General features: G+C 60.7%; 23 protein-coding genes and 1 pseudogene. 12 read left to right on the forward strand and 12 right to left on the reverse strand.

Going from position 1 to position 25235, the window contains the following annotated elements; genetic code table 11:
- Positions 1 to 225: pseudogene (locus CUN63_RS32425) on the forward strand (group II intron reverse transcriptase/maturase); the annotation flags it as partial.
- Between the two features lie 199 nt (positions 226 to 424).
- On the opposite strand, the gene CUN63_RS26635 reads toward CUN63_RS32425, so the two are convergent.
- On the reverse strand, positions 425 to 1144 hold the full coding sequence (locus tag CUN63_RS26635; protein ID WP_046053637.1) for a FadR/GntR family transcriptional regulator: 720 nt from the start codon (positions 1142 to 1144) through the stop codon (positions 425 to 427).
- Between the two features lie 200 nt (positions 1145 to 1344).
- The gene (locus CUN63_RS26640) at positions 1345 to 3081 is read right to left on the reverse strand and encodes an IlvD/Edd family dehydratase (protein WP_046053636.1); all 1737 of its coding nucleotides are present in this window, start codon (positions 3079 to 3081) and stop codon (positions 1345 to 1347) included.
- Between the two features lie 193 nt (positions 3082 to 3274).
- Here CUN63_RS26640 and CUN63_RS26645 point away from each other — a divergent pair, with 193 nt between their 5' ends.
- The 9 genes from CUN63_RS26645 (at position 3275) to CUN63_RS26685 (ending at position 10264) form a co-directional block, all read left to right on the forward strand.
- Positions 3275 to 4597 (forward strand): MFS transporter, encoded by a 1323-nt coding sequence (locus CUN63_RS26645; RefSeq protein ID WP_129443806.1) that lies wholly within the window; start codon positions 3275 to 3277, stop codon positions 4595 to 4597.
- 174 nt (positions 4598 to 4771) lie between these two features.
- Positions 4772 to 5764, forward strand: coding sequence for an AraD1 family protein (gene araD1, locus CUN63_RS26655; RefSeq protein ID WP_129443810.1), 993 nt, complete (start codon positions 4772 to 4774; stop codon positions 5762 to 5764).
- 10 nt (positions 5765 to 5774) lie between these two features.
- Complete coding sequence (locus CUN63_RS26660; RefSeq protein WP_129443812.1) at positions 5775 to 7355, forward strand: aldehyde dehydrogenase (NADP(+)); 1581 nt, start codon at positions 5775 to 5777, stop codon at positions 7353 to 7355.
- A gap of 199 nt (positions 7356 to 7554) precedes the next feature.
- Positions 7555 to 7851 carry a DUF5629 family protein gene (locus tag CUN63_RS26665; RefSeq protein WP_129443814.1) on the forward strand — a complete coding sequence of 99 codons (297 nt, stop codon included), beginning with the start codon at positions 7555 to 7557 and terminating at the stop codon, positions 7849 to 7851.
- Complete coding sequence (locus CUN63_RS26670) at positions 7844 to 9013, forward strand: lactonase family protein (RefSeq protein WP_129445170.1); 1170 nt, start codon at positions 7844 to 7846, stop codon at positions 9011 to 9013. Before CUN63_RS26665 ends, CUN63_RS26670 begins: the two co-directional genes overlap by 8 nt.
- A 155-nt stretch (positions 9014 to 9168) precedes the next feature.
- Positions 9169 to 9348 carry a hypothetical protein gene (locus CUN63_RS26675; RefSeq protein ID WP_008030101.1) on the forward strand — a complete coding sequence of 60 codons (180 nt, stop codon included), beginning with the start codon at positions 9169 to 9171 and terminating at the stop codon, positions 9346 to 9348.
- A gap of 208 nt (positions 9349 to 9556) precedes the next feature.
- Positions 9557 to 9682 (forward strand): hypothetical protein, encoded by a 126-nt coding sequence (locus CUN63_RS32430; RefSeq protein WP_255141673.1) that lies wholly within the window; start codon positions 9557 to 9559, stop codon positions 9680 to 9682.
- Positions 9683 to 9797: 115 nt separating this feature from the next.
- Positions 9798 to 10010 (forward strand): hypothetical protein, encoded by a 213-nt coding sequence (locus CUN63_RS26680; RefSeq protein WP_129443816.1) that lies wholly within the window; start codon positions 9798 to 9800, stop codon positions 10008 to 10010.
- Positions 10007 to 10264, forward strand: coding sequence for a hypothetical protein (locus CUN63_RS26685; protein ID WP_129443818.1), 258 nt, complete (start codon positions 10007 to 10009; stop codon positions 10262 to 10264). The genes CUN63_RS26680 and CUN63_RS26685 overlap by 4 nt, the downstream gene beginning before the upstream one ends.
- 148 nt (positions 10265 to 10412) lie before the next feature.
- Here CUN63_RS26685 and CUN63_RS26690 read toward each other — a convergent pair whose 3' ends face one another.
- Genes CUN63_RS26690 through CUN63_RS26700 form a run of 3 tightly spaced genes read right to left on the reverse strand, consistent with a single transcriptional unit; the run spans position 10413 to position 15906 of the window.
- Positions 10413 to 11027: a glutathione S-transferase gene (locus CUN63_RS26690; protein WP_129443820.1), complete on the reverse strand. Its 615-nt coding sequence runs from the start codon at positions 11025 to 11027 to the stop codon at positions 10413 to 10415.
- Positions 11024 to 14665 carry an SbcC/MukB-like Walker B domain-containing protein gene (locus CUN63_RS26695; protein WP_129443822.1) on the reverse strand — a complete coding sequence of 1214 codons (3642 nt, stop codon included), beginning with the start codon at positions 14663 to 14665 and terminating at the stop codon, positions 11024 to 11026. The genes CUN63_RS26690 and CUN63_RS26695 overlap by 4 nt, the downstream gene beginning before the upstream one ends.
- Entirely contained in the window at positions 14662 to 15906 is a 1245-nt protein-coding gene (locus tag CUN63_RS26700) for an exonuclease SbcCD subunit D C-terminal domain-containing protein (protein ID WP_129443824.1), read from the reverse strand. Before CUN63_RS26700 ends, CUN63_RS26695 begins: the two co-directional genes overlap by 4 nt.
- A gap of 25 nt (positions 15907 to 15931) precedes the next feature.
- On the opposite strand from CUN63_RS26700, the gene CUN63_RS26705 reads away from it, so the two are divergent.
- Both CUN63_RS26705 and CUN63_RS26710 read left to right on the forward strand, forming a co-directional pair.
- On the forward strand, positions 15932 to 16111 hold the full coding sequence (locus CUN63_RS26705; protein WP_129443826.1) for a hypothetical protein: 180 nt from the start codon (positions 15932 to 15934) through the stop codon (positions 16109 to 16111).
- Positions 16108 to 17691, forward strand: coding sequence for an ATP-binding cassette domain-containing protein (locus CUN63_RS26710; RefSeq protein WP_129443828.1), 1584 nt, complete (start codon positions 16108 to 16110; stop codon positions 17689 to 17691). The genes CUN63_RS26705 and CUN63_RS26710 overlap by 4 nt, the downstream gene beginning before the upstream one ends.
- 6 nt (positions 17692 to 17697) lie before the next feature.
- Here CUN63_RS26710 and CUN63_RS26715 read toward each other — a convergent pair whose 3' ends face one another.
- From CUN63_RS26715 to CUN63_RS26745, 7 genes are all read right to left on the reverse strand, one after another.
- Positions 17698 to 19338, reverse strand: coding sequence for a BatD family protein (locus CUN63_RS26715; RefSeq protein WP_129443830.1), 1641 nt, complete (start codon positions 19336 to 19338; stop codon positions 17698 to 17700).
- Complete coding sequence (locus CUN63_RS26720; RefSeq protein WP_129443832.1) at positions 19335 to 21074, reverse strand: tetratricopeptide repeat protein; 1740 nt, start codon at positions 21072 to 21074, stop codon at positions 19335 to 19337. The genes CUN63_RS26715 and CUN63_RS26720 overlap by 4 nt, the downstream gene beginning before the upstream one ends.
- Positions 21071 to 22150 carry a VWA domain-containing protein gene (locus CUN63_RS26725; protein ID WP_129443834.1) on the reverse strand — a complete coding sequence of 360 codons (1080 nt, stop codon included), beginning with the start codon at positions 22148 to 22150 and terminating at the stop codon, positions 21071 to 21073. The genes CUN63_RS26720 and CUN63_RS26725 overlap by 4 nt, the downstream gene beginning before the upstream one ends.
- The gene (locus CUN63_RS26730; protein ID WP_129443836.1) at positions 22143 to 22637 is read right to left on the reverse strand and encodes a DUF4381 domain-containing protein; all 495 of its coding nucleotides are present in this window, start codon (positions 22635 to 22637) and stop codon (positions 22143 to 22145) included. The genes CUN63_RS26725 and CUN63_RS26730 overlap by 8 nt, the downstream gene beginning before the upstream one ends.
- Positions 22634 to 23578 carry a DUF58 domain-containing protein gene (locus CUN63_RS26735; protein ID WP_033054674.1) on the reverse strand — a complete coding sequence of 315 codons (945 nt, stop codon included), beginning with the start codon at positions 23576 to 23578 and terminating at the stop codon, positions 22634 to 22636. Before CUN63_RS26735 ends, CUN63_RS26730 begins: the two co-directional genes overlap by 4 nt.
- 5 nt (positions 23579 to 23583) lie before the next feature.
- Positions 23584 to 24543 carry a MoxR family ATPase gene (locus CUN63_RS26740; protein ID WP_008150800.1) on the reverse strand — a complete coding sequence of 320 codons (960 nt, stop codon included), beginning with the start codon at positions 24541 to 24543 and terminating at the stop codon, positions 23584 to 23586.
- A 290-nt stretch (positions 24544 to 24833) separates the two neighbouring features.
- Positions 24834 to 25187, reverse strand: coding sequence for a hypothetical protein (locus CUN63_RS26745; RefSeq protein WP_129443838.1), 354 nt, complete (start codon positions 25185 to 25187; stop codon positions 24834 to 24836).
- Positions 25188 to 25235: the final 48 nt, after the last annotated feature.

Below are 25235 nucleotides of genomic sequence, written 5' to 3' on the forward strand. Positions count from 1 at the left end.
TGCGTCGTCTGGCGACAATGGAAGCGGCCCTCAACGAGGGCACGTAACTTGATGCGCCTGGGGCTTAGCGAAGCTCGCGCCTGCAAATCAGCCTTCAATGGCCGAGGCCCATGGTGGAGCTCAGGCGCATCTCATATGAATCAGGCGCTGCCGAAGAAACTATGGGGTCAGCTTGGGTTAGTTTCGGTACTGGATACGATAAACCGGCTTAGCCGCATAGCTTGAACCGCCGTATACGGATCCGTACGTACGGTGGTGTGAGAGGACGGCGGCTGTAAAGCCGCCTCCTACTCGATCTCAAAATTGACGCTGAACCCAATGTGGGAGCGGGCTTGCTCGCGAAGGCGGTCTACCATTCAACACCTGTGCTGACTGACACGCCGCCTTCGCGAGCAAGCCCGCTCCCACATTGGATTTGTGGTAGTTATGAGGGATCGGTACCCAGCACCGCATTCAAGGCACTGCGCGCATCGTCAAGCTGTACGAGGGTGGCATGCCGCGCACCCAGCGCATCCCGGTTCTCGATCGCCGTCAGAATCGCCTTGTGCCGTGGCAACGCCAGCTCATGCAGATTCGGTCGCTGGTTGGAATGCTTCAAGGCTTCGGCAATCGCCACCGACAGCATGTTGCACAGGTTGGCCAGCAAGTCGTTATGGGTCGCATCGGCGATCCGGCTATGGAAATCCAGGTCCGGTTGCAAGAGCGCTTCGGGGGTCGGTGCGGCTTCCATACGTTGGTAGGCTTCACCGATGGAGGCGATGTCATCGTCCGTGGCGAACTGCGCAGCGAGGGCGGCCGCGGCGGGTTCGATGATGCTGCGCACGCTGGTCAGCAAATCGAAGAATTCATTTTGCGGGCTGCTTTGCATCAGCCAATGCAGCACATCGGGATCGAGCATGTGCCATTCCTTGCGCTGCTTGACCACGGTGCCCACTCGCGGACGGGAATACACCAGACCCTTGGCGACCAAAACCCGGGTGGCTTCGCGCAGGACTGGACGGCTGACCGCGTACTCCTCGCACAGCAAGGCTTCGGCGGGCAGTTTGTCACACGGTTTGAAGCGTCCGGAAACGATCTGCATGCCCAGTTCCTGGACGATGCGCGAATGCATGCTTTTGCGGTCGGAGGGTTTGCGGTAATCCATGGGGAACGGCGCGATCCTGGGCGATGGGGTGCTGCGCATGATAACAGGCGCGGCGCAATCTTGAGGCGGGCATAGATCAAATGTGGGAGCGGCGGTGCGGCGATCCGACTTGCTCGCGAAGAGGGCCGCACATTCAACATTAATGCTGGATGATCGACCGCCTTCGCGAGCAAGCCCGCTCCCACAGGGGACTGGTGGTGTTAGTGGGAGTGGCGGGGGACTTCGGAGCCGCGGCAACCGACCAGGAAGTCGAAATCGCAACCCTGATCCGCCTGCAACACATGGTCGATGTACAGCTGACGATAACCACCCACGATCAATTGCTGCGGTGGCTGCAAATCAGCCATGCGCGCCGCCAGTTCGGCGTCGGGAATGTCCAGATGCAGACGACCATTGGCGCAGTCAAGTTCGATCCAGTCACCTTCCTTTACCGTCGCCAAAGGTCCGCCAGCGGCCGCTTCCGGGGCCACGTGCAAAACGACAGTCCCGTACGCCGTGCCGCTCATGCGCGCATCGGAAATACGCACCATGTCGGTCACGCCCTGAGCCAGCAACTTGGCCGGCAAGCCCATGTTGCCGACTTCGGCCATACCCGGGTAACCCTTCGGACCGCAGTTTTTCATCACCAGAATCGAGTTGGCATCCACGTCCAGCTCCGGATCGTTGATCCGTGCCTTGTACATGTCGAAGTTCTCGAACACCACCGCACGCCCGCGGTGTTGCATCAGTTCGGCGCTGGCGGCGGAAGGCTTGAGCACTGCACCGAGTGGCGCCAGATTGCCGCGCAATACGCAAATGCCGCCGTCGGCGCGGATCGGGTTGTCGAGGGTGCGGATCACTTCGTCCTGGCCGTAGATCGGTGCGTCTTTGGTGTTCTCGCCGAGAGTCTTGCCGTTGACGGTCAGTGCATTCGGATGCGGAATCAGGTTGGCTTCACCCAGACGACGCAGCACCGCTGGCAGGCCACCGGCGTAGTAGAACTCTTCCATCAGGAAACGCCCGGACGGTTGCAGGTCGACGATGGTCGGCATGCCGCGACCGATGCGGGTCCAGTCATCCAGGTCCAGCTCGACACCGATGCGCCCGGCAATGGCTTTCAAGTGGATCACGGCGTTGGTCGAACCACCAATGGCGGCGTTCACCCGAATGGCATTTTCGAAGGCTTCTTTGGTGAGGATTTTCGACAGTTTCAAATCTTCGCGAACCATCTCCACCGCGCGCATGCCGGACATGTGCGCCAGCACATAACGACGTGCATCCACCGCCGGAATCGCCGCGTTGTGGGGCAGGGAGGTGCCAAGTGCTTCAGCCATGCAGGCCATGGTCGAAGCGGTGCCCATGGTGTTGCACGTGCCGGCCGAGCGGGACATGCCACCCTCGGCCGCGAGGAAATCGTCGATGGTGATCGTGCCGGCTTTCACCTGTTCACTGAGCTGCCAGACCACGGTGCCCGAGCCGATGTCCTGGCCCTTGTGCTTGCCATTGAGCATTGGCCCGCCGGTGACGACGATTGCCGGCACGTCGCAACTGGCCGCGCCCATCAACAACGCCGGGGTGGTTTTGTCGCAACCGGTCAGCAGCACAACACCGTCAATCGGGTTGCCGCGAATCGCTTCTTCGACGTCCATGCTCGCCAGGTTGCGAGTGAGCATGGCGGTCGGACGCAGGTTCGACTCGCCGTTGGAGAACACCGGGAATTCCACGGGAAAGCCCCCAGCCTCGATCACCCCACGTTTGACGTGTTCCGCAATCTGGCGGAAATGCGCGTTGCACGGGGTCAGTTCCGACCAGGTATTGCAGATGCCGATGATCGGCTTGCCGTGGAACTGGTGGTCGGCGATGCCCTGATTCTTCATCCAGCTGCGGTACATGAAGCCGTTCTTGTCGGCAGTGCCAAACCATTGGGCGGAGCGCAGGGTGGGTTTCTTATCAGACATGATCGGTTCTCTTATTGTATGACTATATTGTTCGAACTGAGACGTAAAATAGGCGCAAATTCGGATATTTGGAAGTGTTGTTGCGTAAATAGTATTACTATATAGTTCGTTTCAACGGAGGGATTGCCCTGACGGTTTTCCGCGAGAGGCGTCCCCCGAGGTTCTATAACAACAACAATCGGAGACCGATCTCTTGAGCCAGGAACTGCGGCTTATTCGTCGCATCACGCTGAAACTGATTCCCTTCCTGATCCTGCTGTACCTGATCGCCTATGTGGATCGCTCCGCCGTAGGCTTCGCCAAATTGCACATGGGCGCCGACCTCGGCATCGGTGACGCTGCTTACGGGCTGGGTGCCGGGCTGTTTTTCATTGGTTATTTCCTGCTGGAAATCCCCAGCAACCTGATGCTCGAACGCTTTGGCGCGCGGCGCTGGTTCGCGCGGATCATGGTCACCTGGGGCGCCATCACCATCGGCATGGCCTTCGTCCAGGGGCCGCACAGTTTCTATGTGATGCGCTTTCTGCTCGGCGCGGCGGAAGCCGGGTTCTTTCCAGGCGTTCTCTACTACATCACCCAGTGGTTCCCGGTGCGCCATCGCGGCAAGATCCTCGGGTTGTTCATCCTTTCCCAACCCATCGCCATGTTGATCACCGGCCCGGTGTCCGGTGGTCTGCTCGGCATGGACGGCGTTCTTGGCCTGCATGGCTGGCAGTGGCTGTTTATCGTCATCGGCACTCCGGCGATCCTGTTGACCTGGCCAGTGCTGCGTTGGCTGCCGGACGGTCCGAAACAGGTGAAATGGATGGACCAGGCCGAAAAAGACTGGCTGACCGGCGAACTGAAAAAGGATCTTGAGGAGTACGGCCAGACCCGCCACGGCAACCCGTTGCACGCCCTCAAGGACAAACGTGTCTTGCTGCTGGCGTTGTTCTATCTCCCGGTGACCCTGAGCATTTACGGCCTGGGTTTGTGGTTGCCGACCCTGATCAAACAGTTCGGTGGCACGGATCTGGTGACCGGTTTCGTGTCATCGGTGCCGTACATCTTCGGGATCATCGGTTTGCTGATCATCCCGCGCAGTTCCGACCGCTTGAATGATCGCTACGGCCACCTGGCAGTCCTTTACGTGTTGGGTGCCATCGGCCTGTTCCTCAGCGCCTGGCTGACAGTGCCGGTGCTGCAACTGGCGGCGTTGTGCCTGGTGGCCTTCGCGCTGTTTTCCTGCACCGCAGTGTTCTGGACCTTGCCGGGCCGCTTCTTTGCCGGGGCCAGTGCGGCGGCCGGAATCGCGTTGATCAACTCGGTGGGCAACCTTGGCGGCTACATCGGTCCGTTCGTGATCGGCGCGCTCAAGGAATACACCGGCAACCTGGCTTCGGGTCTGTACTTCTTGTCCGGCGTGATGGTGTTCGGGCTGATTTTGACCGGTGTGGTCTATCGCCTGCTGGAACGCAAGCACGTACTGCCGGCCGACCAGTTCGCTGCCAGCGCCCGTGGCGCTACCCGCGCATAAATCTGAAGGTTAACCCCAATCAAATGTGGGAGCGGCGGTGCGGCGATCCGACTTGCTCGCGAAGAGGTCGTTACATTCAACATCAATGGTGACTGACACACCGCCTTCGCGAGCAAGCTCGCTCCCACATTGGTTTTGCGGTGTTTTCGAATTTCGTTTACAGGAGAAAAAATCATGCGTTTAGTTCAGTTCGAATTGAGTAATGGCGAGCGTCGGGTGGGCGTGGTCGAGGACGATCTGGTGCGCGAGGTGCAGGACGCGCGCACGGTTCGCGACCTGGCGTTGGCGGCGATCGAGGCCGGCGTCAATCTTGAGCAGCAGGTGAAAACCCTGGGCCTGGGCATCAGCCATGACTATGCAGAACTGTTGGCCAAGCTGCGTATCCTGCCACCGCTGGATCACCCGGACCCGGCGCACATGCTGGTCAGCGGTACAGGCCTGACCCATTTGGGCAGCGCGTCGGCACGGGACAAGATGCATCAGCAAGTCGGCGACGAAGCGGCGATGACTGACACCATGCGCATCTTCAAATGGGGCGTGGAAGGCGGCAAGCCGGTAGCGGGGAAGGCCGGCGTACAACCGGAATGGTTCTACAAGGGCGACGGCAGCATCGTCGTGCGTCCGGGCCAACCGTTCCCGCTGCCACCGTTTGCCGAAGACGCGGGGGAGGAGCCGGAGCTCAGCGGCCTCTACGTCATCGGCCATGACAGCAAACCGTATCGACTCGGTTTTGCCGTGGGTAACGAGTTCTCCGATCACGTAATGGAACGCAAGAATTACCTCTACCTGGCCCATTCCAAACTGCGCAGTTGCAGTTATGGCCCGGAACTTCGGGTCGGTGAACTGCCGGAGCATCTGGCAGGCACCAGCCGCATCCTGCGTGACGGTGAAGTGCTGTGGCAGAACGAATTTCTCAGCGGCGAGGCCAACATGTGCCACAGCCTGGAAAACCTCGAGTACCACCATTTCAAATACAGCCAGTTCCTGCGTCCGGGCGATGTGCACATTCACTTCTTCGGCACCGCGACCCTGTCCTTTGCCGACGGCATTCGCACCCAGCCGGGTGACGTGTTCGAGATCAGTCAGGCCGAGTTCGGTGCACCGTTGATCAACGGGATTGCACCGGTTGAAGCGGCGTTCGAGCCCGGCACCGTTGGCACCCTTTAAGGAGACAGGCATGACCCAGATTCTTGGTCACAACTACATCGGCGGTCAGCGCAGCGCTGCCGGCGAAATCATCGTCAAAAGCGTTGATGCCTACACGGGCGAAAACCTGCCTTACAGTTTTCACCAGGCCACCCTTGAAGAAGTCGACGCCGCCGCCAAGGCTGCCGCCGCGGCTCACCCGACGTATCGCAGTTTGAGCGCCGAACGCCGAGCGCAATTTTTCGACGCGATTGCCGACGAACTGGACGCGCTGGGCGACGACTTTGTTGCGCTGGTCTGCCGCGAAACCGCGCTACCCGCCGCACGCATTCAAGGCGAGCGAGGTCGCACCAGCGGCCAGATGCGTCTGTTTGCCAAAGTGCTGCGTCGCGGTGATTTCTACGGTGCGCGGATCGATCGGGCGTTGCCTGAGCGCCAACCGTTGCGGCGTCCGGACTTGCGTCAGTACCGCATCGGCCTCGGGCCGGTCGCGGTGTTTGGCGCCAGTAACTTTCCGTTGGCGTTTTCCACGGCGGGAGGCGACACCGCGTCGGCGTTGGCCGCCGGTTGCCCGGTGGTGTTCAAGGCCCACAGCGGTCATATGGCCACCGCTGAACGGGTGGCCGACGCGATCATCCGCGCCGCAGAAAAAACCGGGATGCCGGCCGGCGTGTTCAACATGATCTACGGCGGTGGGGTCGGCGAAGCGCTGGTCAAGCATCCGGCGATTCAGGCGGTTGGCTTTACCGGTTCGCTCAAGGGCGGCCGTGCGTTGTGCGACATGGCTGCCGCGCGTGCGCAGCCCATTCCGGTGTTCGCCGAGATGTCGAGCATCAACCCGGTGATCGTATTGCCGCAGGCGCTGCAAGTTCGCGCCGAATCGGTCGCCCGTGACCTGACCGCTTCGGTGGTGCAGGGTTGCGGTCAGTTCTGCACCAATCCCGGTTTGGTGATCGGCATTCGTTCGTCGCAGTTCACCACCTTCATGCAACAGGTGGCGGGCCTGATCGGCGATCAACCGGCGCAAACGATGCTCAATGCCGGGACCTTGAGCAGCTATGGCAAAGGTGTGCAAAAACTCCTCGCTCATCCCGGTATCGAGCATCTGGCCGGCAGTCCGCAACAAGGCAATCAGGCGCAACCGCAACTGTTCAAGGCCGATGTCAGCCTGTTGATCAATGGCAATGAAGTGCTGCAGGAAGAAGTGTTCGGCCCGACCACGGTGTTTGTCGAAGTGGCCGATCAGACGCAGCTCAGCGCAGCCCTGAACGGTCTGCACGGACAGCTGACGGCGACGATCATTGGCGAACCGGCGGACTTCGAGCAGTTCGCTGAGCTGACGCCGTTGCTGGAACAGAAGGTCGGACGGATCCTGCTCAACGGCTATCCGACCGGGGTGGAAGTCTGCGATTCGATGGTCCATGGCGGGCCGTATCCGGCGACATCCGATGCGCGCGGCACGTCGGTGGACACCTTGGCCATCGACCGTTTCCTGCGCCCGGTGTGCTTCCAGAACTACCCTGACAGCTTGCTGCCGGATGCGTTGAAGAATGGCAATCCGCTGCGTATTCAGCGGTTGGTGGATGGCCAACCGTCCCGCGACGCGCTGTAACGACCGAGCACAATCCCTGTGGGAGCGGGCTTGCTCGCGAAAGCGGAGTGTCAGTCGACTGATCTTTGACTGTTACACCGCTTTCGCGAGCAAGCCCCACACACATTTGTTCGACGTCATCTTTGAGTTGAGTGACCGGCACTGGACTGCTCCCACATTGAGCTATCATTGCGTCTTTCCCATTCAAAGATTGACTGCCATGACCGCCCCAGCCGACACCTTGCTCGCCACCCTCGAACACTGCGATATGGTGGAAATCGACGGGCTGCACGCCTTCGAATTCTCCCTCGATGAAGACGATAACCTGCACATCGAATGCTTGGACGGTCGTGTGTCCAAGCATTGGGAGTTCACCCCGGCCGAGGTCGAGGCCGCGACCTTCGATCCAGACCTGCAAAGCTGGCTGATCACCGGCACTTCCGGTGAGCACCGGTTGGTGTGCATGACCGCGTTCCGCGGTGATGACGACGAGGAAGAAGCGAATGAGGATGCATAAGCTCTGGCCGCTGTTGATCGCCGGCAGCGTCGGTGCGATGGGCTTTCAGGCTGCGTCGGCCGAGGATTATCAGTTGCTGGTCGGTTCCTACACAGCGGGTCAGAGCCAGGGGATCTATCGCCTGAACTTCGACGCCGCCACCGGGCAGATCGACGCCAAACCACTGCAAGTGATCAAGAGCGAAAACCCATCCTGGCTGACCCTGTCCAAGGATCAGCGTCACCTGTTCGTGGTCAACGAAAACGGCCCGGGACAGACCGATCCGGTGGGGCGTGTCAGCAGTTATGCGATCGACCCCCAAACCCATGAGCTGAGCCTGATCAATCAGGTGCAAAGCCTGGGCAACGAGCCGACGCATTCGGGCCTCAGCGTTGAAGCCAGTCACCTGTTTGTCAGCAACTATTCAGTGGCTGAAGATCCGGGTGGCACCCTGGCGGTGTTGCCGGTAGGTGCCGACGGCAAGCTCAAGCCCGTGGTGCAGATGAGCAGCCATCCGTCGAGCCGGGTCAATCCCGAGCGGCAGATGTCGGCACACGTGCATTCCACGGTTTCGTCGCCGGACGGCCAATATGTGTTCTCCAATGACTTGGGCGCTGACAAGATCTTTGTCTACCGCTTCGACCCAAAGGCCAACCCGGAACTGCCCTTGACCGCCGCTACACCGGCGTCCGTCCAGTTGCCACCCGGTAGCGGGCCGCGTCATCTGCTGTTCAGCGCCGATGGCAAGCACGCGTGGCTGACCATGGAAATGAGCGCGCAGGTTGCGGTGTTCGATTACAAGGACGGCCAACTCAAGCAAACGCAAATGGTCGAGCTGGCGACGGGGCAACCCGTTTCGGACAAGGCAGCCGCTGCGCTTCACGCGTCGCGCGATGGCAAGTTCCTCTACGTCAGCAACCGTGGCACCGCCAATCAGCTGCTGGTGTTCGCCATCGATCCTGCGACCGGGCACCTCAAGGAACTGCAGCGCCGTTCAGTAGAAGGTGATCACCCGCGCGAGTTCAGCCTCGACCCGAGTGGCAAGTTCTTGTTGATCGCCAATCAGAAAAGCAACCAGATTGTCGTCGTCGAGCGCGATTCAAAGACAGGCCTGCTGGGTAAAACCGTGCAAAAACTGCCGATGGATGCCCCGAGCGACCTCAAGTTCATGGTGCGTCAATAGGCCGCAGGCCCCGGTTGATGGGGCCTGCATCCTTCTATTAATGACGCTGATATCTGCTAATGCTACAAAAGATTTCAAGGCGCCAACCTCGAAGGTTAAGTTTGCTTCACGGCCCCACCGGGCAAGCAAGCCAACTGAATCCGAGGAACATCGCCATGAACTTCAATCTCTTCTCCGTAATCGCCGCTTCCGCTATCTCAGCCACCGTTGCTTTGCCAGCCAGCGCCAACGTTGAAATCAGCGACAAAAAATCCCACGCCCAAAGCTACACCCAGAAATACCTGCAACAGAGCGCCAACTTTTACGCGGCTCTGGATCACAAGACCCAAGCCTGAAATTTGAACCCTGCACCTTTTATGCAGGAGCGAAGTCACTTGCGCCGATCGAGCTGAAAAGCTTTGAGAAACCTGAGTGATGTCGCTCCTGCATAACGCGTTTACGACAGCATCATATTGCTATCAATGTATTGCTTGATATCACATGGCCATAAGTTTAAATTTGACGCTGATTTTTTGACTCCTTCCCATGATAAGGATCGACAGCATGGCAATGCGTCTGGCCGTGGTTCTTCTGTTTCTCTATTCCACCCCCATTCTTTCGGCTGCCCAGCCCGTTCCAGACGAGCCGGATGCGGCCCGCGAGCGCTTGATGAGTTTTATTGAAGACTGAAATAGACTGGCTTAATGATCAACGAAGCTGATGGTCACTATGGATAACCCTGAGTGGTTATCACCGCTTTTTTGATCGATTCTGTGGGCATCGAAACACGCCTGCGGAGAACATCATGGCCAGCGCAATCATCACTTCTGCCAAACACGGCGCCTACCTGGCTATCGGTCTTTACGTAGTCCTGGTGCTGGTTGTCAGCCTCTCGCCTCAATCGCAACAGACCCTCGATGCGCCGATTCAAGTCGCTCATCCCGGCATCCAGTTTGAACACCGTTCGCAAACCGCGATGGTCGATCACGCTGAACTCGCAGGAGTCGCCGGGGAATGAAAGGGCACAGACTTTGGGTCATCGCCTTCCTGGCGTTCATGACCAATGGATCCTCCTTGTTGGGGATCGGACAGGGCTCGGCGGGGTCGGTGGCACGGACTATCGAAGCCAATCACAACCTTGCTCGTAACATTGAAACCGCGAAGGCCCTGGGGCTGCTGGCCGGCAATCCGCCGATCGAACGCCAAGGCAGTTTTTTCGGGCCGTTCCACGTGGATTGCTCGGCGTTAGAGATGTGTAAAGCGTTGGCCTGAGTCGTTGAGACGACTCACCTTGTAGCAGCTGGCGAAGCCTGCGTTCGGCTGCGCAGCAGTCGTAAATCCGTTATTTCAGATCTATTTGGAAGACCGCGTGCTCTGGTTTCACGTCTGCTGCGCAGCCGAACGCAGGCTTCGCCAGCTGCTACAGGGGGCGGTGCGGCTCCTTCTGCATTACGCCGACAAACAAATCCGACTCAAGGATTCGCTGCAACCAGCCCTGCAAGCGGTGATAGGGCGTCTGCCCGAACCACTCGCGATCCACATGGGCGAACTGCCGCACGAACGGCATCAGTGCCACATCCGCCAGACTCGGATGCTCGGCCAGCAAGTAGTCGCGTCCTTCCAGCAACTGATCAAGCCTGCACAAAAACACCTCGCCCTCGGCGCGATAAAACGCCATTGGCTGCTCGGGGTATCGCTCGGCGTACTTGTAGCGATTCAGATGCACCTTGAACATCTGATCGTTTTCTTCGATCAACCCGGCGATGAGTTGCTGCCCGACAGGGTCATCCTTGAGCAACCAATCCTGCGGATCGCTCTGCGCCAGGGCCCAGTGCATGATCGCCAGGCTTTCATCGATCACCTGACCGTCGACGCTCAGCACCGGCACCGTGCCTTTGCTCGACAGCGCGAGCATTTCGGCAGGTTTGGCCTTCAGGCTGACCTCGACAATGTTCACCGCAACGCCGGAGTAGCGCAGGGCCATGCGCGCCCGCATCGCGTAGGGGCAGCGGCGGAAGGAATACAGCGTATTCATTTCACCTCCAGCGTACTCAGGCCGTTGCCTTGACGGCGGACCTGAATCTGCACTGGAATCCGTTCATGCATTTCCTGTACGTGTGAAATCACCGCGACTTTACGTCCCTGCGCTTGCAAGCCGTCGAGAGCATCCATGGCCAGTTGCAGGGACTCCGGATCGAGGCTGCCGAAGCCTTCGTCGATGAACAGCGACTCGATTTTCAGCGTGCTCGATGCCATGGACGCCAAACCGAGCGCCAGAGCCAGCGACACCAGGAACGTCTCGCCGCCGGACAACGAATGCACCGAACGCAGTTCATCACCCATCTCGGTGTCCATCACCAACAGCCCGAGCATGCTGCCGCCACGTTTGAGGCGATAGCGCCGCACCAGTTGCCGCAACTGAACGTTGGCGTGGTGCACCAGCAGATCGAGGTTGTAGGCCTGGGCGATCTTGCGGAAGGTGTCGCCCGTGGCCGAACCGATCAGTGCATTCAAACGTGCCCAGCGCTGGTATTCGGTGTAAGCATCGGCAATCTGCTGCGCGAGGGCCTGATTAGCGTTTTGCCGGCGCTGATCCTCGGCCTGTTCGGCGCGCAGCTCGGCGCAACGGTGTTCGCTGGCGGTGAACAGGTTATGCAATTCGGCCAGCGCCGTCGCCAGTTGTTCGGCGTCGAGATTGCCGTTGTGCTGTGCTTGATGATTGAGCAGACGCTGATCGCGTTCCTGCAACAGAACCTTGGTCTGTTCGATGGCTTTTTCGCTTTGCTGCAATTGCTGACGCAGTTCGCTGACCTGCTGGTCGTCAACACTCAGCAGATCTTCCAGACCACCGTCATCCAGTTCCGGATGCAATGCGCGCCAGTCGGCAATCTTGCCGCTCAGCTCGCGATCTTCGGTTTCCAGTGCCTGCGAGCGTTCCTGCTGGGCCTTGAGTTCGGCGCCCAGTTGCACCAGCCGCGTACGCACGGTTTGCAGTTCCTGATTGGCGGTCGCCTCAGCATTGCGCGCCTGTTCGACGGCTTGATCCAGTTGCTGCTGCCACTGCTCGGCGCTGGTGTGTTCGCCGAGCAATTGCGTGAGTTTTTGCTGGCAGGCCTGTTGCTGGTCGGCGAGGGCGGTGAACTGCTGGCGGGTCGTTTCCAACTGCTGGAGGCGAGTGAGTTGGCGGTCCTGTTCTTTCTCCAGCGTCTGCTGCCGTTGTTGCTGTTCGCCGAGTTCATCGCGTTGCTGATCTAGTTGTTCCAGGCGCTGGCTGATCTGCCGGTCCAATTTCATGAAGGTCGCGGCCGGTTCGTTGCGCAGCGCTTGCAGCGTGTCGGCCGGGAGCAGGTTGCTGAACGCCGTCAACTCCTCGTCCAGACGCTGGCGATCACTGCTCAACTCACGTTGCTGGTTGGCCAGGTATTGGGCAGCTTGCTGGCTCGCCGCTTCAGCGCTACGCAGTTGCTGTTGAAGGCGCGCGGCGTCCTGTTGCAGGGTGAGCAGGGAGGTTTGCCGTTGTTCGTCCTGAGTGATGCTCTGGTTTAGCTGGCTGCTTTGCTGCGTCAGCCAGGCATCGCGTTTGAGCGCATCCTGCATGAGCAGCTGCGCAGACAGCGGATGTGCTTCAAGGCTCGGTGCCAGGCTCTGCTGCTGGGTCGCGAGGTGTTCTTGTTGTTGCAGCAACTCCTTTTGCTGCGCAATCACACCGCCCACTTCAGCACGCAGGTCAGTGAGCTTTTCTTTCAGCAGGTCGACGGCTTTTTGGGCGTTGGCCTGTTCGCTTTCATCATGCCGGCCAAGGCTCTGCAGCAGGGCTTCGGGCTGATGATAAGGATGGTCGGGGCTGCCACAGACCGGGCACGGCTGATCGTCCTGCAACTGCTCGCGCAGTTCTTCGACGCTGGCGCTGCGGGCCAGGCGCTGGCGTTCCAGCAGCTCGCGGGTGACGGTCAGGGTCTGTTCGGCAACGACCAATTCGTTCTTGGCTTTCACACCGTCCTGGGTCAGACGTTCTCGTTCTTGCTGAGCGGTGAGCTGGCGCTGCTGGAGTTCGGACGCGCGCTTGTCCAGTTCCTGCTGACTGGCCCACAGGCGCGTCAGCTCTTCAAAGGCCCGCTGTTGCTTGCGGTTATCCTGCAACAGACTCCCGAGAATCTGGATCTGTTCGGCCACCGCCTCCGGTTCGGCGCCGGCCTCCTTGTACAGCACTTCAAGGCTCTGGCGCTGAGTGGAAAGGTCCTCGGCAGCGCGAGCGGCGCTTTGTTCCAGAGCGGCCAGTTCGGCCTGGCCCTTGTTCAGGCGATTGCCGATCAGCATCAGCTGTTGGAGGCGATCACGGTAGGCGCTCCAGGCATCGCTCAAAGGCGCCAGAGGGGTGCTTTGCTCAAGCTCCCCGGCAATCCGCTGCAAACGTTCGGCCACCTGTTTCTGTTGGTTCAGCAAGCCTTGGATCGTGTTTTGGCCCTGAGTGCAGGCCAGTTCCGCCTGCTGCTTGAGGTCGGCACTGAGGCCGGCATCCTTGACCAGACGGGCGAGGGTGCTTTGCTCTTCGAAGGCCTGGCGCAGAAGTGGAGCGCTTGAGGTGTGTTGGCTTTGGGCCTCGACGAGTGCGGTCTGTGCGGCACTCAGGCTGTGTTCGAGTTGCGTCTGGCGCTCGTTCAGCTCGGTTTGCTGTTGGGTGTGTTGCTGAATCTGCGCGGCCAGCGGTGTGAGCTGGGCGGTGAGTTCGGTCTTGCGGGCGAACTGGTGCCGTTGCGGGGCCAGTTGCTCCAGGCGAGTCAGCTTCAAACGTTCGCCGGCCAGACTTTCCCAGTGTTGCTGGGCCGATTGCAGTTGCTCGGTGGCGCTCTGCTGCTCGTCCTGCAACTGGCGCAATTCCTTGAGCCAGGTATGTTGCAGTTCTAGTTGCTTGAGTTGCGCTTGCTGGCTCTTGAGTTGTTGCTGAGCCTCGTTGAAGCGTCCATCGAGTTCTGCCCGAGCTTCTGGCGACAACGGCGTCACGCCGGTGGCCTGGTCCTGCAGCAGCTTGTGGGTTTCGCGAGCCTCTTTGGTTTTGTCGAACGCCCGGCGACCCAGGCGCGTATAGAGCGCGGTGTCGGTGAGTTTTTCCAGCAGTTCGCTACGTTCGTTGTCGTTAGCCTTGAGGAACGCACTGAATTCACTCTGGGCCAACAGCACCGCGCGGGTGAATTGCTCAAAGTTCAGGCCCAGTACGGATTCGAGATGGATTTTGAATTCAACTTTCTGACTGGCCAGCAGTTGATCCAGATCGATGTCGCGCAAGCTCTGGCGGCTGGCTTGCAGCTTGCCGCCGGCCTTCTCGCGGGCGCGGTTAGCTTCCCAGCGAGCGCGGTAGCGACGGCCATCGATGCCAACGAAATCTACTTCGGCATAACCTTCACCCGTGCCGCGACGCAGCAGCGTGCGCGGGTCGCCAGTGCTGATCTCGCCGTCGGCGTCTGGCGCTTTGGCAGACACCTGAGCATTGCTAAGCCGAGGCACAGCACCGAACAGCGCCAGGCACAAGGCATCGAGCAAGGTGCTTTTACCGGCGCCCGTCGGCCCGGTGATCGCGAACAGACCGGCGCTGGCCAACGGCTCAGCGGTAAAGTCGATTTCAAAAGGCCCGGCCAGTGAGGCGAGGTTTTTCAGGCGGATCGCGAGGATCTTCATGGTTGTTCGCTCTCCATCTGCACGTCTTGCAACAGCTCGGCGAAGTCCTTGAGGGTTTGCTCGTCGACCTCGCTGCCGTAGTTGTCCTGCCAGGCGCGGCTGAACAGTTCCTGAGGTGAGAGCTGGTCGAGTTCGATCAAGGTCGTGCCGTCATCGACGCCATCGCGGCTGCCGTTGCCGGCGTATTCAGCGGCGATCCGCACCAGGCGCACGGCTTTGCCTTGCAGGGCGGTTTCCACTTGAAAACGCAAGTCGGGTTGCGGCTCATCGAGGCGCACCCGAACTTCCAGCCACGGCTGGCGCTGGATATCGGCCAGCAGGTCGATGTTCGGCAAGTCGGCCAGTTGCAGCAGGATTTCCGCCAATGGCGCGGGACCGATGCGTTGCAGATTCACCGCCCGAGGGATCAGTTTGGGTTCGACGCTGACCAGGGTTTCGCCCTCGAGTTTGATGTCGAGAATCTGGTGCTGATAGCTAATCTCGGAGAACGACAGCGGAATTGGCGAGCCGCTGTAGCGGATACGCTCTTCACCATTGACCTTCTGCGGCTTGTGCAAGTGACCGAGGGCGACGTAACTGATGCTCGGCCCGAACAGGTTGGCGGGCAGCGCTTCGGCATTGCCGATGATCAGGCTGCGCTCGGAGTCTTCCGACACCGAACCGCCAGCCATGTGCGCGTGGCTGATAGCGATCAGTGCCTGGCCCCGCTTGCGTTTGGCATTAGCCGCTTCGATCAGCCATTCGTGAACCTGACCGATGCCGCGCAGGTAGTTGTCGCCCAAGTGCGCGCCGGTCACTTCGGCGGGGCGCAGGAACGGCAGCGCCAGGCACCAGGCGACGGTTTTGCCCTTGGCATCCGGCAATGGCAGCAACAAGCGCTCGGCGTCGAGTTGACCGTCATCCAGCCACAGCACACGCCCCAGCGCATGCGTGCGCAAACGCCGCATCAATGGCGCGGGCAGTTCGATCCGCGAACCGGAGTCATGGTTGCCGGCGATCATCACGATGGTCAGCTTCGGCTGTTGTTCATGGGCGCTGACGATGAAATCGTAGAGACGTTCCTGGGCTTTGACCGGCGGGTTGACCGTGTCGAAGATATCGCCGGCGATCAGCAGCACATCAGGCTGGTCCAGCTTTAGCTGACGCAACAGCCAGTCAAGGAAACAGCCGTGCTCGAAATCGCGTTCCTGGCCATGTAGGTTTTGTCCAAGGTGCCAGTCGGAGGTGTGAAACAGACGCAAGGCAAACTCCGTAGGAAATAAGGTAATGGCCGCGTGGGAAATGATGGCGGCTAAAGGGGAGGGAGTTTACTGGCAAAAGACCGGGGATGCTGAATGCCTTGAAAGATTGCCTGTCGATTGGGTGGTGCAGCTTCAGTATGGTGGAGGGCAGTCGAACGCTGTTGCGCAGCATCAGGGAGTTTTAATGTTTAAGGAGGCGTCATGACTCAACGGTTACTTCAACTGGATCAAGTGTCGTTCAACCTGCCCGACGGGCGCGTTCTGTTTGATCACTTGAACCACACCTTCAGTACCAGGGCCACCGGCATCGTGGGCGCCAATGGCTGTGGCAAGTCCTTGCTTGGCCGGCTCCTGACGGGGGAGCAACGGCCCACCAGCGGCATCGTCCGTCGCGAAGGCCGGGTTTACGCCGTGGCGCAGTTACTGGAACCCGAGCGCTATCCCAGCGTTGCCGCGCTGGCCGGGGTCGACCCTATTCTGGCGGCGCTGGATCGCATTGCCCAAGGCAGCGTCGACGATGACGACCATTCGCTGGCGGTCGACCAATGGGATTGCGCCACACGCCTTGAGGCGGAACTGCAGCAGATCGGCCTGGGCCATTTGAATGCCGACGCGCGCACCGATGCACTCAGTGGTGGCGAACGGCAACGGGTGGCGTTGCTGGGGGCGTGGTTATCCAGAGCCGACTGGCTCATTCTGGATGAGCCCAGTAATCACCTGGATATTGATCAGCAATACAAGTTATCGCAGCAGATCGATCGCTGGCCCAACGGCCTGGTGTTGATCAGCCACGACCGGGGTCTTCTGGAGCACGTAAACGAAATTGTCGAGCTTTCACCTTTGGGGCTGGCGGTTTATGGCGGCAACTACAGTCAGTATGCGGCGGCACGCGAGCAAGAACAGCAGTCGTTCCAGTCGGCATTGCAAGGGGAGCGGGCGCAGGCCAAGCGCGAGCAACGTGAGATGGCCGTTCAGATGGAGCGTCAGCAACGGCGTAATACGCGCGGAGACCGTCAGGCCCGCGACGGCAATCAGACCAAGCTGATCACCAACGCCCAGAAAGAGCGCAGTGAAAACAGTCAGGGAAAATTGCGCCTCAATCAACAGGTGGCCCGGGAGCAGCAACAACAACGGATCGCCGAGGCCCGTGCGCGGTGTGCGCCGGACATACAACGCATGATGTTGTCTCCGGAAAGCGTAGTGCCCAATGGCAAGCTGATTGTGCAGCTCAACGACGTCATTCTCCCGTTCGGTTACGCAACGCCGGTCAATCTGACGCTGACGGGGCCTATGCGCATGGCTATCCTAGGCGCTAACGGTAGCGGCAAGTCGACCTTGTTGCAGGTGATTGCCGGCCAACTGCCGGTGCGCGAAGGCGAGGTCGTGCGCAGTTGTCATGTTGGCTGGCTGGATCAACACGCCGGATTGCAGCACCCCGAACGCACGGCGGTGCAATGGCTCTACGAGAGTAATCCGCAGTTGCCCGAAGCCGAGGCGCGAACCCGGTTGGCGCAGATGGGCATTGATGCGGATCGTGCGACGCTCAAGACCTGTCAGTTGAGTGGCGGTGAGCGTCTGAAAATCGCACTGGCTGCGCAGTTATATGCACAGCGGCCACCGCAATTGCTGTTGCTGGACGAACCGGACAACCATTTGGACTTGCCCAGTAAAATTGCGCTGGAGCAGATGCTCAATCAGAACCAAGGGGCATTGATCGTCGTCTCCCACGACAGCGCTTTTTTACAGGCCATTCATCTGGACGCCGAGTTCCATCTCAACAGCTAGGGGCCGTTACTTCGGATAAAGCGGTGGCAACCCACTGTCGCCCACCGGGTCCTGAACCCGCTCGGCAATCGGGATCGCCTTGATCGCCCGCCACAAGTCTTCACCTTGCCAATGCTGGCCGGTTTCGCTGTAGAGCGCGCCGTTCAAGCCATCGAGGGCGTCGGACAGCGGCACAAAACGCGCCGCCATATCGGCCAGGGTTTCCGGTTGTTGCCGGGCCCAGGCGTCGAGGGCCTGGCGGGTGGCGTGGGAGTCGTTGGCCTGACAGGCGCGCTTGAGATCGTCGAGCACGGTGCGCGGGCTCGGGCCGGTCTGCGCGGCGCGCAGGATTGCCGGTTGCCAGCGGGCGCGCCACCAGAGACCGAAGCCCAGCAGGGTAGTGCAGGCCAGGATCAGGGTGCTGAGTTTCCACCACCAGAGGGCTTCGTTGTCGGCCGCGGAAAAGACTTGAGGCGTGCCGGCCGGGGTGTCGACCATCAGGCTCGGATTGTTCGCCACCGGCAGGGTTCGGGCCGGCAGGCTGCTGTGATCCAGGTGGTCCTCGAAGGTGTTCCACCAGATCACTTCAACCGCTGGCAACTCGATTGCGCCACTACGTGTTGGCACCAGGGCCTCACGGTCCTCGCGACTGCCGATCAGCCCGCGCTCGCTGTTCTGGTTGCCCAGCACCGGTTGATCCGGGTAGCGCCGCAAGCCGTTGACGTCGGTGGCAGGCAGCGGCGGCAATTGCGAACTGTCCAGGCCTTCAGCCTTTACTGTCAGGCTGCGGGTCAAAGAGTCACCCACCTGCGCATGATCCGGCTCCGGGTTCCAGCTTTCGCTCAGGCTGAGGCTACGGGCCGGCAGCCATGGCATGTCGGCCGGGTAGGTGATGGGTTTGGCTTTGACCGTCAGCAGAATCTCGGCGGAGCTGACCCGCATCAATTTGCCGGATTTCGGTGCCTGCGCGGCGGAGTCCTTCGCGGGCTGTACGTCCACGAGTGCGGCATTGAATATCTGCGGCGGAATGACCAACTCACCGCTGTGTTGCGGGTAGATTGCGTAGCGCATCTCGATCACTCCGTGGCGCAGACCATTGATGTCTTTCTCGTAGGTGCGCGCCTCGCCCAGTTGCTCGATGCGCACATCGGGGATTTGCAAAGGGGGCAGGCTGCTGTCGTCGTATAGCGACACCGAATGGTAGATGCGCAAGGTCAGGATCGCCTGGGCTTGTACGTACACGCTGTTTTGATCGAGGCTGGCGTCGATGAACACCGGGGCCCGTTTGGTCGGGCTGTCCTGGGTTTCGGTTTCGACCACTTGCACGGTGATTGGCTGGCTCTGCACGTCACCCAATTGCAGTGACGGAACAACCACGCTGCCGTTCTGCCGAGGAAGCAGAGTGATGATCCAGCGGGTGGTCGCACGGTTGTCGCCGTTCAGGGTGGTCAGTTGGTTGACTTGACGGGTGCCGCGCACTTCGAACAGCGGCTCCAGCGGTGTCAGATCAGGCTTGCCGAACTGCGTCACGTCGTTGGATTCCAAGGTCAGTTCAATCGTTTCGCCGCTGTTCAGGCGACTGCGATCGACACTGGCGACCAGCCCCGCAGCCTGGGCTTGAACAGTCCAGAGAAGCAGTGCGAGCAAGAAAGCGGTGAAGCGGGTCATCGAGTTTTTCCCTGATCCTGATGTTGTTGCTGTTCGTACCAGAATTTGCGTCTGAGCAATTCACCCGGGTCATCCGGGATCTTGCGCAGCCATTGCTCCAGCGCCTGGCGCTGTTCACCATCGATGCTGTCGCTGGCCGGACGCATCGGTGGTCTGGTGCTGTCTTCATTCCCCAGCTCGCTGCCCGGGACTTCATTGGTGCCGGGTTTCGGCGGCGTTTTGCTCTGTTGCTCGGAGTCCGTCGTGGTTTGTTGGCCGTCGGTTTTCGGGTCGCCCTCATCCGACGGTTGCGTGGCCGCGCCCGGCGGCGGTTCTTGCGTGGGGGGCTCGGTCTCGTTACCAGCGTTTTTGTCCGGCGCAACGGGCGGTGGAGCGTTTTTCTGCTTAAGCAGACTTTCCACCAGCGCCTTGTTGGTCAGGGCCGGGCGCAAATCCGGTTGGCGTTCCAGCGCCTGTTCGTAGGCGTCCAGCGCCGCTTCCAATTCACCGCTTTTGGCCAGGGCGTTGCCACGATTGTAGTGGGCGTGGGCGTCGCTGCCTTCGGCGAACCGCTGGGCGGCGCCGCTGTAGTCGCCTGCCTCGTAGAGCGCCACGCCTTGCCATTGGCGATCTTCGAAATGCTGCGCAGCCTCGGCCGGGCGCTTCTGCTTCAGCAAGATCAGCCCCTGTTGGTCGGGTCGCAGCCACAAATCGTTGAAGTCGAAGGCGTAACTCGGCTGTGGTAGCAGCAAGAGCAGTGGCAGACAGAACAACCAGCCCCGACGGCCGGCGCACGCCGCCAGCAGCAACAACGGCAACAACAGCCAGTAACCCTGGTCGGCCCAAGTATCGAGGCGCAGAGTCTGGCCGTCGTTGCGCAACGCGCGTGGACCGTCGAGCAAGCCGAGGGCGCGCAGGTCGGCATCATCCAGGCGCGCGTGGCGATAGCTTCCGTTCAGGTCGTTGGCAAAGGCTTTCAGGCCTGGTTCGTCCAGATGTGGTACCAGAATTGCGCCCTGGTCGTCCTTCAGAAAACTGCCGTCCTCCTGGGTGATCGGCGCGCCTTCGGCAGTGCCGATACCGAGCATCAGAAATTGTGTCGACTTGCCGTCCAGCGCCTGCTCAATCCCATGGCGTTCCAGTTCGGTCAAGGTCGAACCGATCAGCAGGATACGTCCGTCACCGAGGGCGCCCTGTTCCAGCAGGGCAAGGGCCTTGGTCACCGCCAGATCGGCGCGATGTCCTGCTTGGGGCATCAGTGAAGGCTTGAGGGCATCCAATAGATTGCGGCTGGTCGACAGGTCATCCGAAAGGGGCACCAGCGTGTGAGCGCTGCCGGAGTAGACGACAATCGCGGTCTGGGCGTCGCTGCGGTTCTCCAGCAAGTCGAACAGCTTGCGCCGGGCCTGTTCCAGCCGGTTGGGTGGCACGTCGGTGGCGAGCATTTCCGGGGTCAGCTCAAGGACCACGACCAGCGGGTCGGCGGGTTTCTGGCTTGCTTGCTCGACACGTTCCCAGCTCGGCCCGAGCAGCGCCAGAACGGTCAGCACCCAGGCACATCCAAGGATGACCCACGGCAATTTGCTGTCGCGACCGTTGCCACCACTGAGCAACGCCGCGTGGAAGGCCGGTGGCAGAATCATCTGCCAGCGCCCGGCGCGTTTCTGCCGATGCCAGAGCTGCCAGAGCAACCAGCCAAGCAATGGCAACAACAGCAACCACCAGGGGCGGAACAAGTACGGCCAGAGTGCACTCATCGGCGCCTCCGCAGACGCAGGCGTTTAAGCCGCTGGCGCCAGTCGGGCAGTTGCGTTTGCAAAAACAGATCCTTGGTAAACAGTCGCTGCAACGGGTTGTCAGGCCAGCGCTCGCGAACCACCAACAGCATGCTCAACAGCAACGCTATTGCCAAAGGCCAGTGGTACAGCGCCTGAGCCGGGCGGGCCTGAGTCGGTTGCTGGGTCACCGGTTCCAGTTTGTCGAGGGTGTCCTTGATCGCTTGCAGTTCCTTGTCATCGTGGGCGCGAAAATACTGGCCGCCGGAGGCTTCGGCGATCGCCATCAAGGAGGGTTCATCGAGGTCGAGGCTCGGGTTGACCCCAAGGAAACCCAACGTGCCACTTTGCTCCGGATCGGCGCCGATACCGATCGGGTAGATTTTCACGCCTTCGCTGGCTGCCAGCCGCGCAGCCGTGAGCGGGTCGATTTGGCCACCGTTGTTGGCGCCGTCAGTGACCAGAATCAGCACGCGACTTTGTGCCGGGCGTTGGCGCAGGCGTTTGAGGGCCAGGCCAATGGCGTCGCCGATGGCGGTGTTCTTGCCGGCGATGCCGATCCGCGCTTCGTCGAGCCACACGCGCACCGTGTGCCGGTCGAACGTCAGCGGTGCTTGCAGATACGCCTGGCTGCCGAACAGGATCAGGCCGACGCGATCGCCATCGCGACTTTCAAGGAAGTCACCGAGCAAGTGCTGAACCAGCGTGAGTCGACTGACGTCTTCGTCCTGCCACTGCATGTCGGGGAAATCCATCGAGCCGGACACGTCGACCGCTACCAGCAGATCGCGACCGCTGGCGGCGATGGGCAGCGGTTCGCCAAGCCATTGCGGGCGCGCCGCCGCGATCAGTAGCAACAGCCACAGCAGCATGAACGGTGCCTGTTGGCGCCAGGCCGGCAGGTTGGCCCGGGCGCGGCGGCGGACCAGGCCTTCGAGGTCGCCGAGGAAGCTGACCTTGAGCGCCGGTTCGCCACTGTCGGCGACAGGCAGCACGATGCGCATCAGCCAGGGCAGCGGCAGCAGGGCAAAGATCCACGGCCAGGCGAACTCAAACATGTTTACGAATCCAGGTGTCGACCGCTTGAGTCAGGCCGGCGATGGCCTTGTCGTCGAGTTTGCATTCGGGTTTGTAGGCGCCTTCGACCAGCACCATCCAGCGGGTCAGGCCGGCGGCCGGGCAACGATTGTCGAGGAATGCCAGCCATTTGCGCCCATTGAGGGTATGGCTCTGGCTGTAGGGGTAGTGGTTGCGGCACAGGCGTTTGAGCAAACCGTTGAGTTGCTGCAACCAGGCACCGGCCGGAGCGCCGTCGTAGGGTTTTGGCATCCGCGCGAGTTCTGCCAGCGCGGCAAGGCGCACCGGGTCCAGCGGTTGTTCGGTGCGCACGATCGGGCGTTTGTTCGCAAAGAAGTGCCTTGCCTTCCACAGACCGAAACCGATGAGCGGCAGTAACAGCAGCAACAGCCACCAGCCCGGTGCCGGAGGCCAGATTTCGATCGGTGGCGGGGAGATCAGTGGTTGCAGTTGCTCGAGGCTGCTCATCGGCCTTTCCCCGGTTTCTGTGGGTTCAGGTACTCGCGCAATTGTTCAACCATCTCGCTCTGGGTGCTCAGGGGCATCAGCAATACCCGCAGTTTCTGCGCGAGTAATTCCCAGCGAGCGATGCGCGCTTCGGCCTGGGCGCGATAGGTCTGGCGCAGCTCGAAATTCAGGGTATCGAGTTCCAGTTGCGCACCGCGTTCCGCGAAGCGTAGAAGCCCCGCGGCGGGCAGGGCGTGATCCAGTGGATCGGACACCGGCAGCAGCAACAGATCGCAATGCCGCGACAACAGACTCAGCTGTTGCTCGGCGCCATCGGACAAGGTGCGTTCGTCGCAGATTATGATCACCAGGCTGCCGGGGCGCAGGACTTCCCGGGCACGGCGCAGGGCAATGTTGAAGGCGTCCCGGTCCGGCTCGTTTTCCGTGTGCAGCGACTGATTGACCCGCACCAGACGGTTGAGCAACTGCAGCAGGCTCTGTTTGCTTCGTCGTGGCTTGATTTCATAGTGTTCGTTGTTGCCGAACACCAGTCCGCCGACCCGATCGTTATGACCCAGTGCGGCCCAGCCGATCAGGCTCGCGGCCTGGGCGGCGAGCACTGATTTGAACATCAGCCCCGAGCCGAAAAACAGCCGGCGACTTTGCTCGACCATGATGAAAATCGGCCGCTCGCGCTCTTCATGAAACAGCTTGGTGTGGGGTTCCTGGGTGCGGGCGGTGACGCGCCAGTCGATGCTTCGCACATCATCGCCGGCCTGATAGACCCGCACCTGATCGAAGTCCACCCCGCGCCCGCGCAGTTTGGAGTGGTGCAAGCCGATCAGCGGGCTGCGCTGGCTCGGCGTGGAAAACAGTTGCACTTCACGCACGCGATGGCGCATCTCGATCAGCTCGGCGAGGCTGACACGGATGCCCGGCTCGGGCGGCAGGAGGGCGTTCATCGGGGTCAAGCGACGGCTACGACGTCGAGAATCCGCTGGACCACCCGGTCCTGGTCGATGCCCGCGGCTTCGGCTTCAAAGGAAAGAATGATGCGGTGGCGCAGCACATCGAACAGCACCGCTTGAATGTCTTCCGGGCTGACAAAGTCGCGACCGGCCAGCCAGGCGTGGGCCCGGGCGCAACGGTCGAGGGCAATCGAACCGCGCGGGCTGGCGCCATAGGCGATCCACTCGGCCATCTCCGGGTCGAACTTGGCCGGGGTGCGCGTGGCCATGACCAGCTGCACCAGGTATTCCTCCACGGCGTCGGCCATGTACAAACCGAGGATTTCCTTGCGCGCGGCAAAAATCGCCTGCTGGCTGACCCGGCGCTCGGGCTTGGTTTCGCCATTCAACGCTTCGCCACGGGCCTGTTGCAGGATCCGTCGTTCGACGGCAGCGTCCGGGAAGCCGATTTTCACGTGCATCAGGAAGCGGTCGAGCTGCGCTTCGGGCAGTGGATAGGTGCCTTCCTGCTCGATCGGGTTTTGCGTGGCCATCACCAGGAACAGCGGCGACAGCTCGTATGTGCTGCGCCCGACGCTGACCTGACGCTCGCCCATGGCTTCGAGCAAGGCCGACTGAACCTTGGCCGGGGCGCGGTTGATTTCGTCCGCCAGCACCAGGTTGTGGAAGATCGGGCCTTGCTGGAACACGAAGCTGCCGGTTTCCGGGCGATAGATTTCCGTACCGGTGATGTCGGCGGGCAACAGGTCGGGGGTGAACTGGATGCGATGGAACTGTGCTTCGATGCCTTCGGCGAGTTCTTTGATGGCCTTGGTCTTGGCCAGGCCCGGAGCGCCCTCGACCAGCATGTGGCCATCGGCAAGCAAGGCGATGAGCAAGCGCTCGATGAGTTTTTCCTGGCCGAGAATCTGCGTTGAAAGAAAGGTTCGCAGCGCTAGCAGCGCTTCACGATGTTCCATCGATGACTGTTCCTGGAAAGGGTGACCGAAGACGTTCGAATAACGCCAGGGCTGGGGGCGTTACTTTAATCTATCGCGGGGGGCGGCGACTAACGGCATTTTGTGCAAAGTGCGGGAAATGGTTGGAGTTTTGCAGGGTGGGTAGGGTGGTGGTGTTCTTTCGGGCCTCTTCGCGAGCAAGCCCGCTCCCACACTTAATCGCGTTCTGCCAGGAGAAATGCGATCGAATGTGGGAGCGGCGGTGCGGCGATCCGACTTGCTCGCGAAGGCGTCCGCTCAGGCGCTGAGATTCAAAGCTGGCTGATATAGGTGCCAGTACCCTTGAGAATGTTCTGCAACGTTTCTTCCACTTCCGCCAAATCCGCCGCATCAGTGCTGTGAATGATTTCCAGCGAATCATCACCATTCAGCGCATCAGCGTCCGCCGCCGCGATTTCGATCAGCAGGCGGGTAGGGCTGAGGGTGACTTTTACGCCGTCCAGCGTCGAAGGCTCGCCGTCGAGGGTGATGTCCAGCGCGTCCTCGTCCGGGTAGCGGGTCATCAGGAACATATCGCCCTGATCGCTGTGGCAGCAGAGCATGGCCATGTTGTCTTCTTCGTCGTCGCACGGGTTGACGATCAAGAGGGCGGTGGTCATTTGCATGGGGGATTCCTGGCTCGACGAGCGTTGTGAAGACGAACAAAGGGCGAT

It is taken from the genome of Pseudomonas sp. ACM7, from assembly GCF_004136015.1.
Taxonomy (GTDB): domain Bacteria; phylum Pseudomonadota; class Gammaproteobacteria; order Pseudomonadales; family Pseudomonadaceae; genus Aquipseudomonas; species Aquipseudomonas frigoris.

Bases quoted from the DNA above. Each gene is read 5' to 3' on its own strand.
- CUN63_RS26635 (WP_046053637.1), bottom strand. From the start codon at position 1,144: ATGGATTACCGCAAACCCTCCGACCGCAAAAGCATGCATTCGCGCATC.
- CUN63_RS26640 (WP_046053636.1), bottom strand. From the start codon at position 3,081: ATGTCTGATAAGAAACCCACCCTGCGCTCCGCCCAATGGTTTGGCACT.
- araD1 (WP_129443810.1), top strand. From the start codon at position 4,772: ATGCGTTTAGTTCAGTTCGAATTGAGTAATGGCGAGCGTCGGGTGGGC.
- CUN63_RS26660 (WP_129443812.1), top strand. From the start codon at position 5,775: ATGACCCAGATTCTTGGTCACAACTACATCGGCGGTCAGCGCAGCGCT.
- CUN63_RS26665 (WP_129443814.1), top strand. From the start codon at position 7,555: ATGACCGCCCCAGCCGACACCTTGCTCGCCACCCTCGAACACTGCGAT.
- CUN63_RS26670 (WP_129445170.1), top strand. From the start codon at position 7,844: ATGCATAAGCTCTGGCCGCTGTTGATCGCCGGCAGCGTCGGTGCGATG.
- CUN63_RS26675 (WP_008030101.1), top strand. From the start codon at position 9,169: ATGAACTTCAATCTCTTCTCCGTAATCGCCGCTTCCGCTATCTCAGCC.
- CUN63_RS32430 (WP_255141673.1), top strand. From the start codon at position 9,557: ATGGCAATGCGTCTGGCCGTGGTTCTTCTGTTTCTCTATTCCACCCCC.
- CUN63_RS26680 (WP_129443816.1), top strand. From the start codon at position 9,798: ATGGCCAGCGCAATCATCACTTCTGCCAAACACGGCGCCTACCTGGCT.
- CUN63_RS26685 (WP_129443818.1), top strand. From the start codon at position 10,007: ATGAAAGGGCACAGACTTTGGGTCATCGCCTTCCTGGCGTTCATGACC.
- CUN63_RS26690 (WP_129443820.1), bottom strand. From the start codon at position 11,027: ATGAATACGCTGTATTCCTTCCGCCGCTGCCCCTACGCGATGCGGGCG.
- CUN63_RS26695 (WP_129443822.1), bottom strand. From the start codon at position 14,665: ATGAAGATCCTCGCGATCCGCCTGAAAAACCTCGCCTCACTGGCCGGG.
- CUN63_RS26705 (WP_129443826.1), top strand. From the start codon at position 15,932: ATGGCCGCGTGGGAAATGATGGCGGCTAAAGGGGAGGGAGTTTACTGG.
- CUN63_RS26710 (WP_129443828.1), top strand. From the start codon at position 16,108: ATGACTCAACGGTTACTTCAACTGGATCAAGTGTCGTTCAACCTGCCC.
- CUN63_RS26715 (WP_129443830.1), bottom strand. From the start codon at position 19,338: ATGACCCGCTTCACCGCTTTCTTGCTCGCACTGCTTCTCTGGACTGTT.
- CUN63_RS26720 (WP_129443832.1), bottom strand. From the start codon at position 21,074: ATGAGTGCACTCTGGCCGTACTTGTTCCGCCCCTGGTGGTTGCTGTTG.
- CUN63_RS26725 (WP_129443834.1), bottom strand. From the start codon at position 22,150: ATGTTTGAGTTCGCCTGGCCGTGGATCTTTGCCCTGCTGCCGCTGCCC.
- CUN63_RS26730 (WP_129443836.1), bottom strand. From the start codon at position 22,637: ATGAGCAGCCTCGAGCAACTGCAACCACTGATCTCCCCGCCACCGATC.
- CUN63_RS26735 (WP_033054674.1), bottom strand. From the start codon at position 23,578: ATGAACGCCCTCCTGCCGCCCGAGCCGGGCATCCGTGTCAGCCTCGCC.
- CUN63_RS26740 (WP_008150800.1), bottom strand. From the start codon at position 24,543: ATGGAACATCGTGAAGCGCTGCTAGCGCTGCGAACCTTTCTTTCAACG.
- CUN63_RS26745 (WP_129443838.1), bottom strand. From the start codon at position 25,187: ATGCAAATGACCACCGCCCTCTTGATCGTCAACCCGTGCGACGACGAA.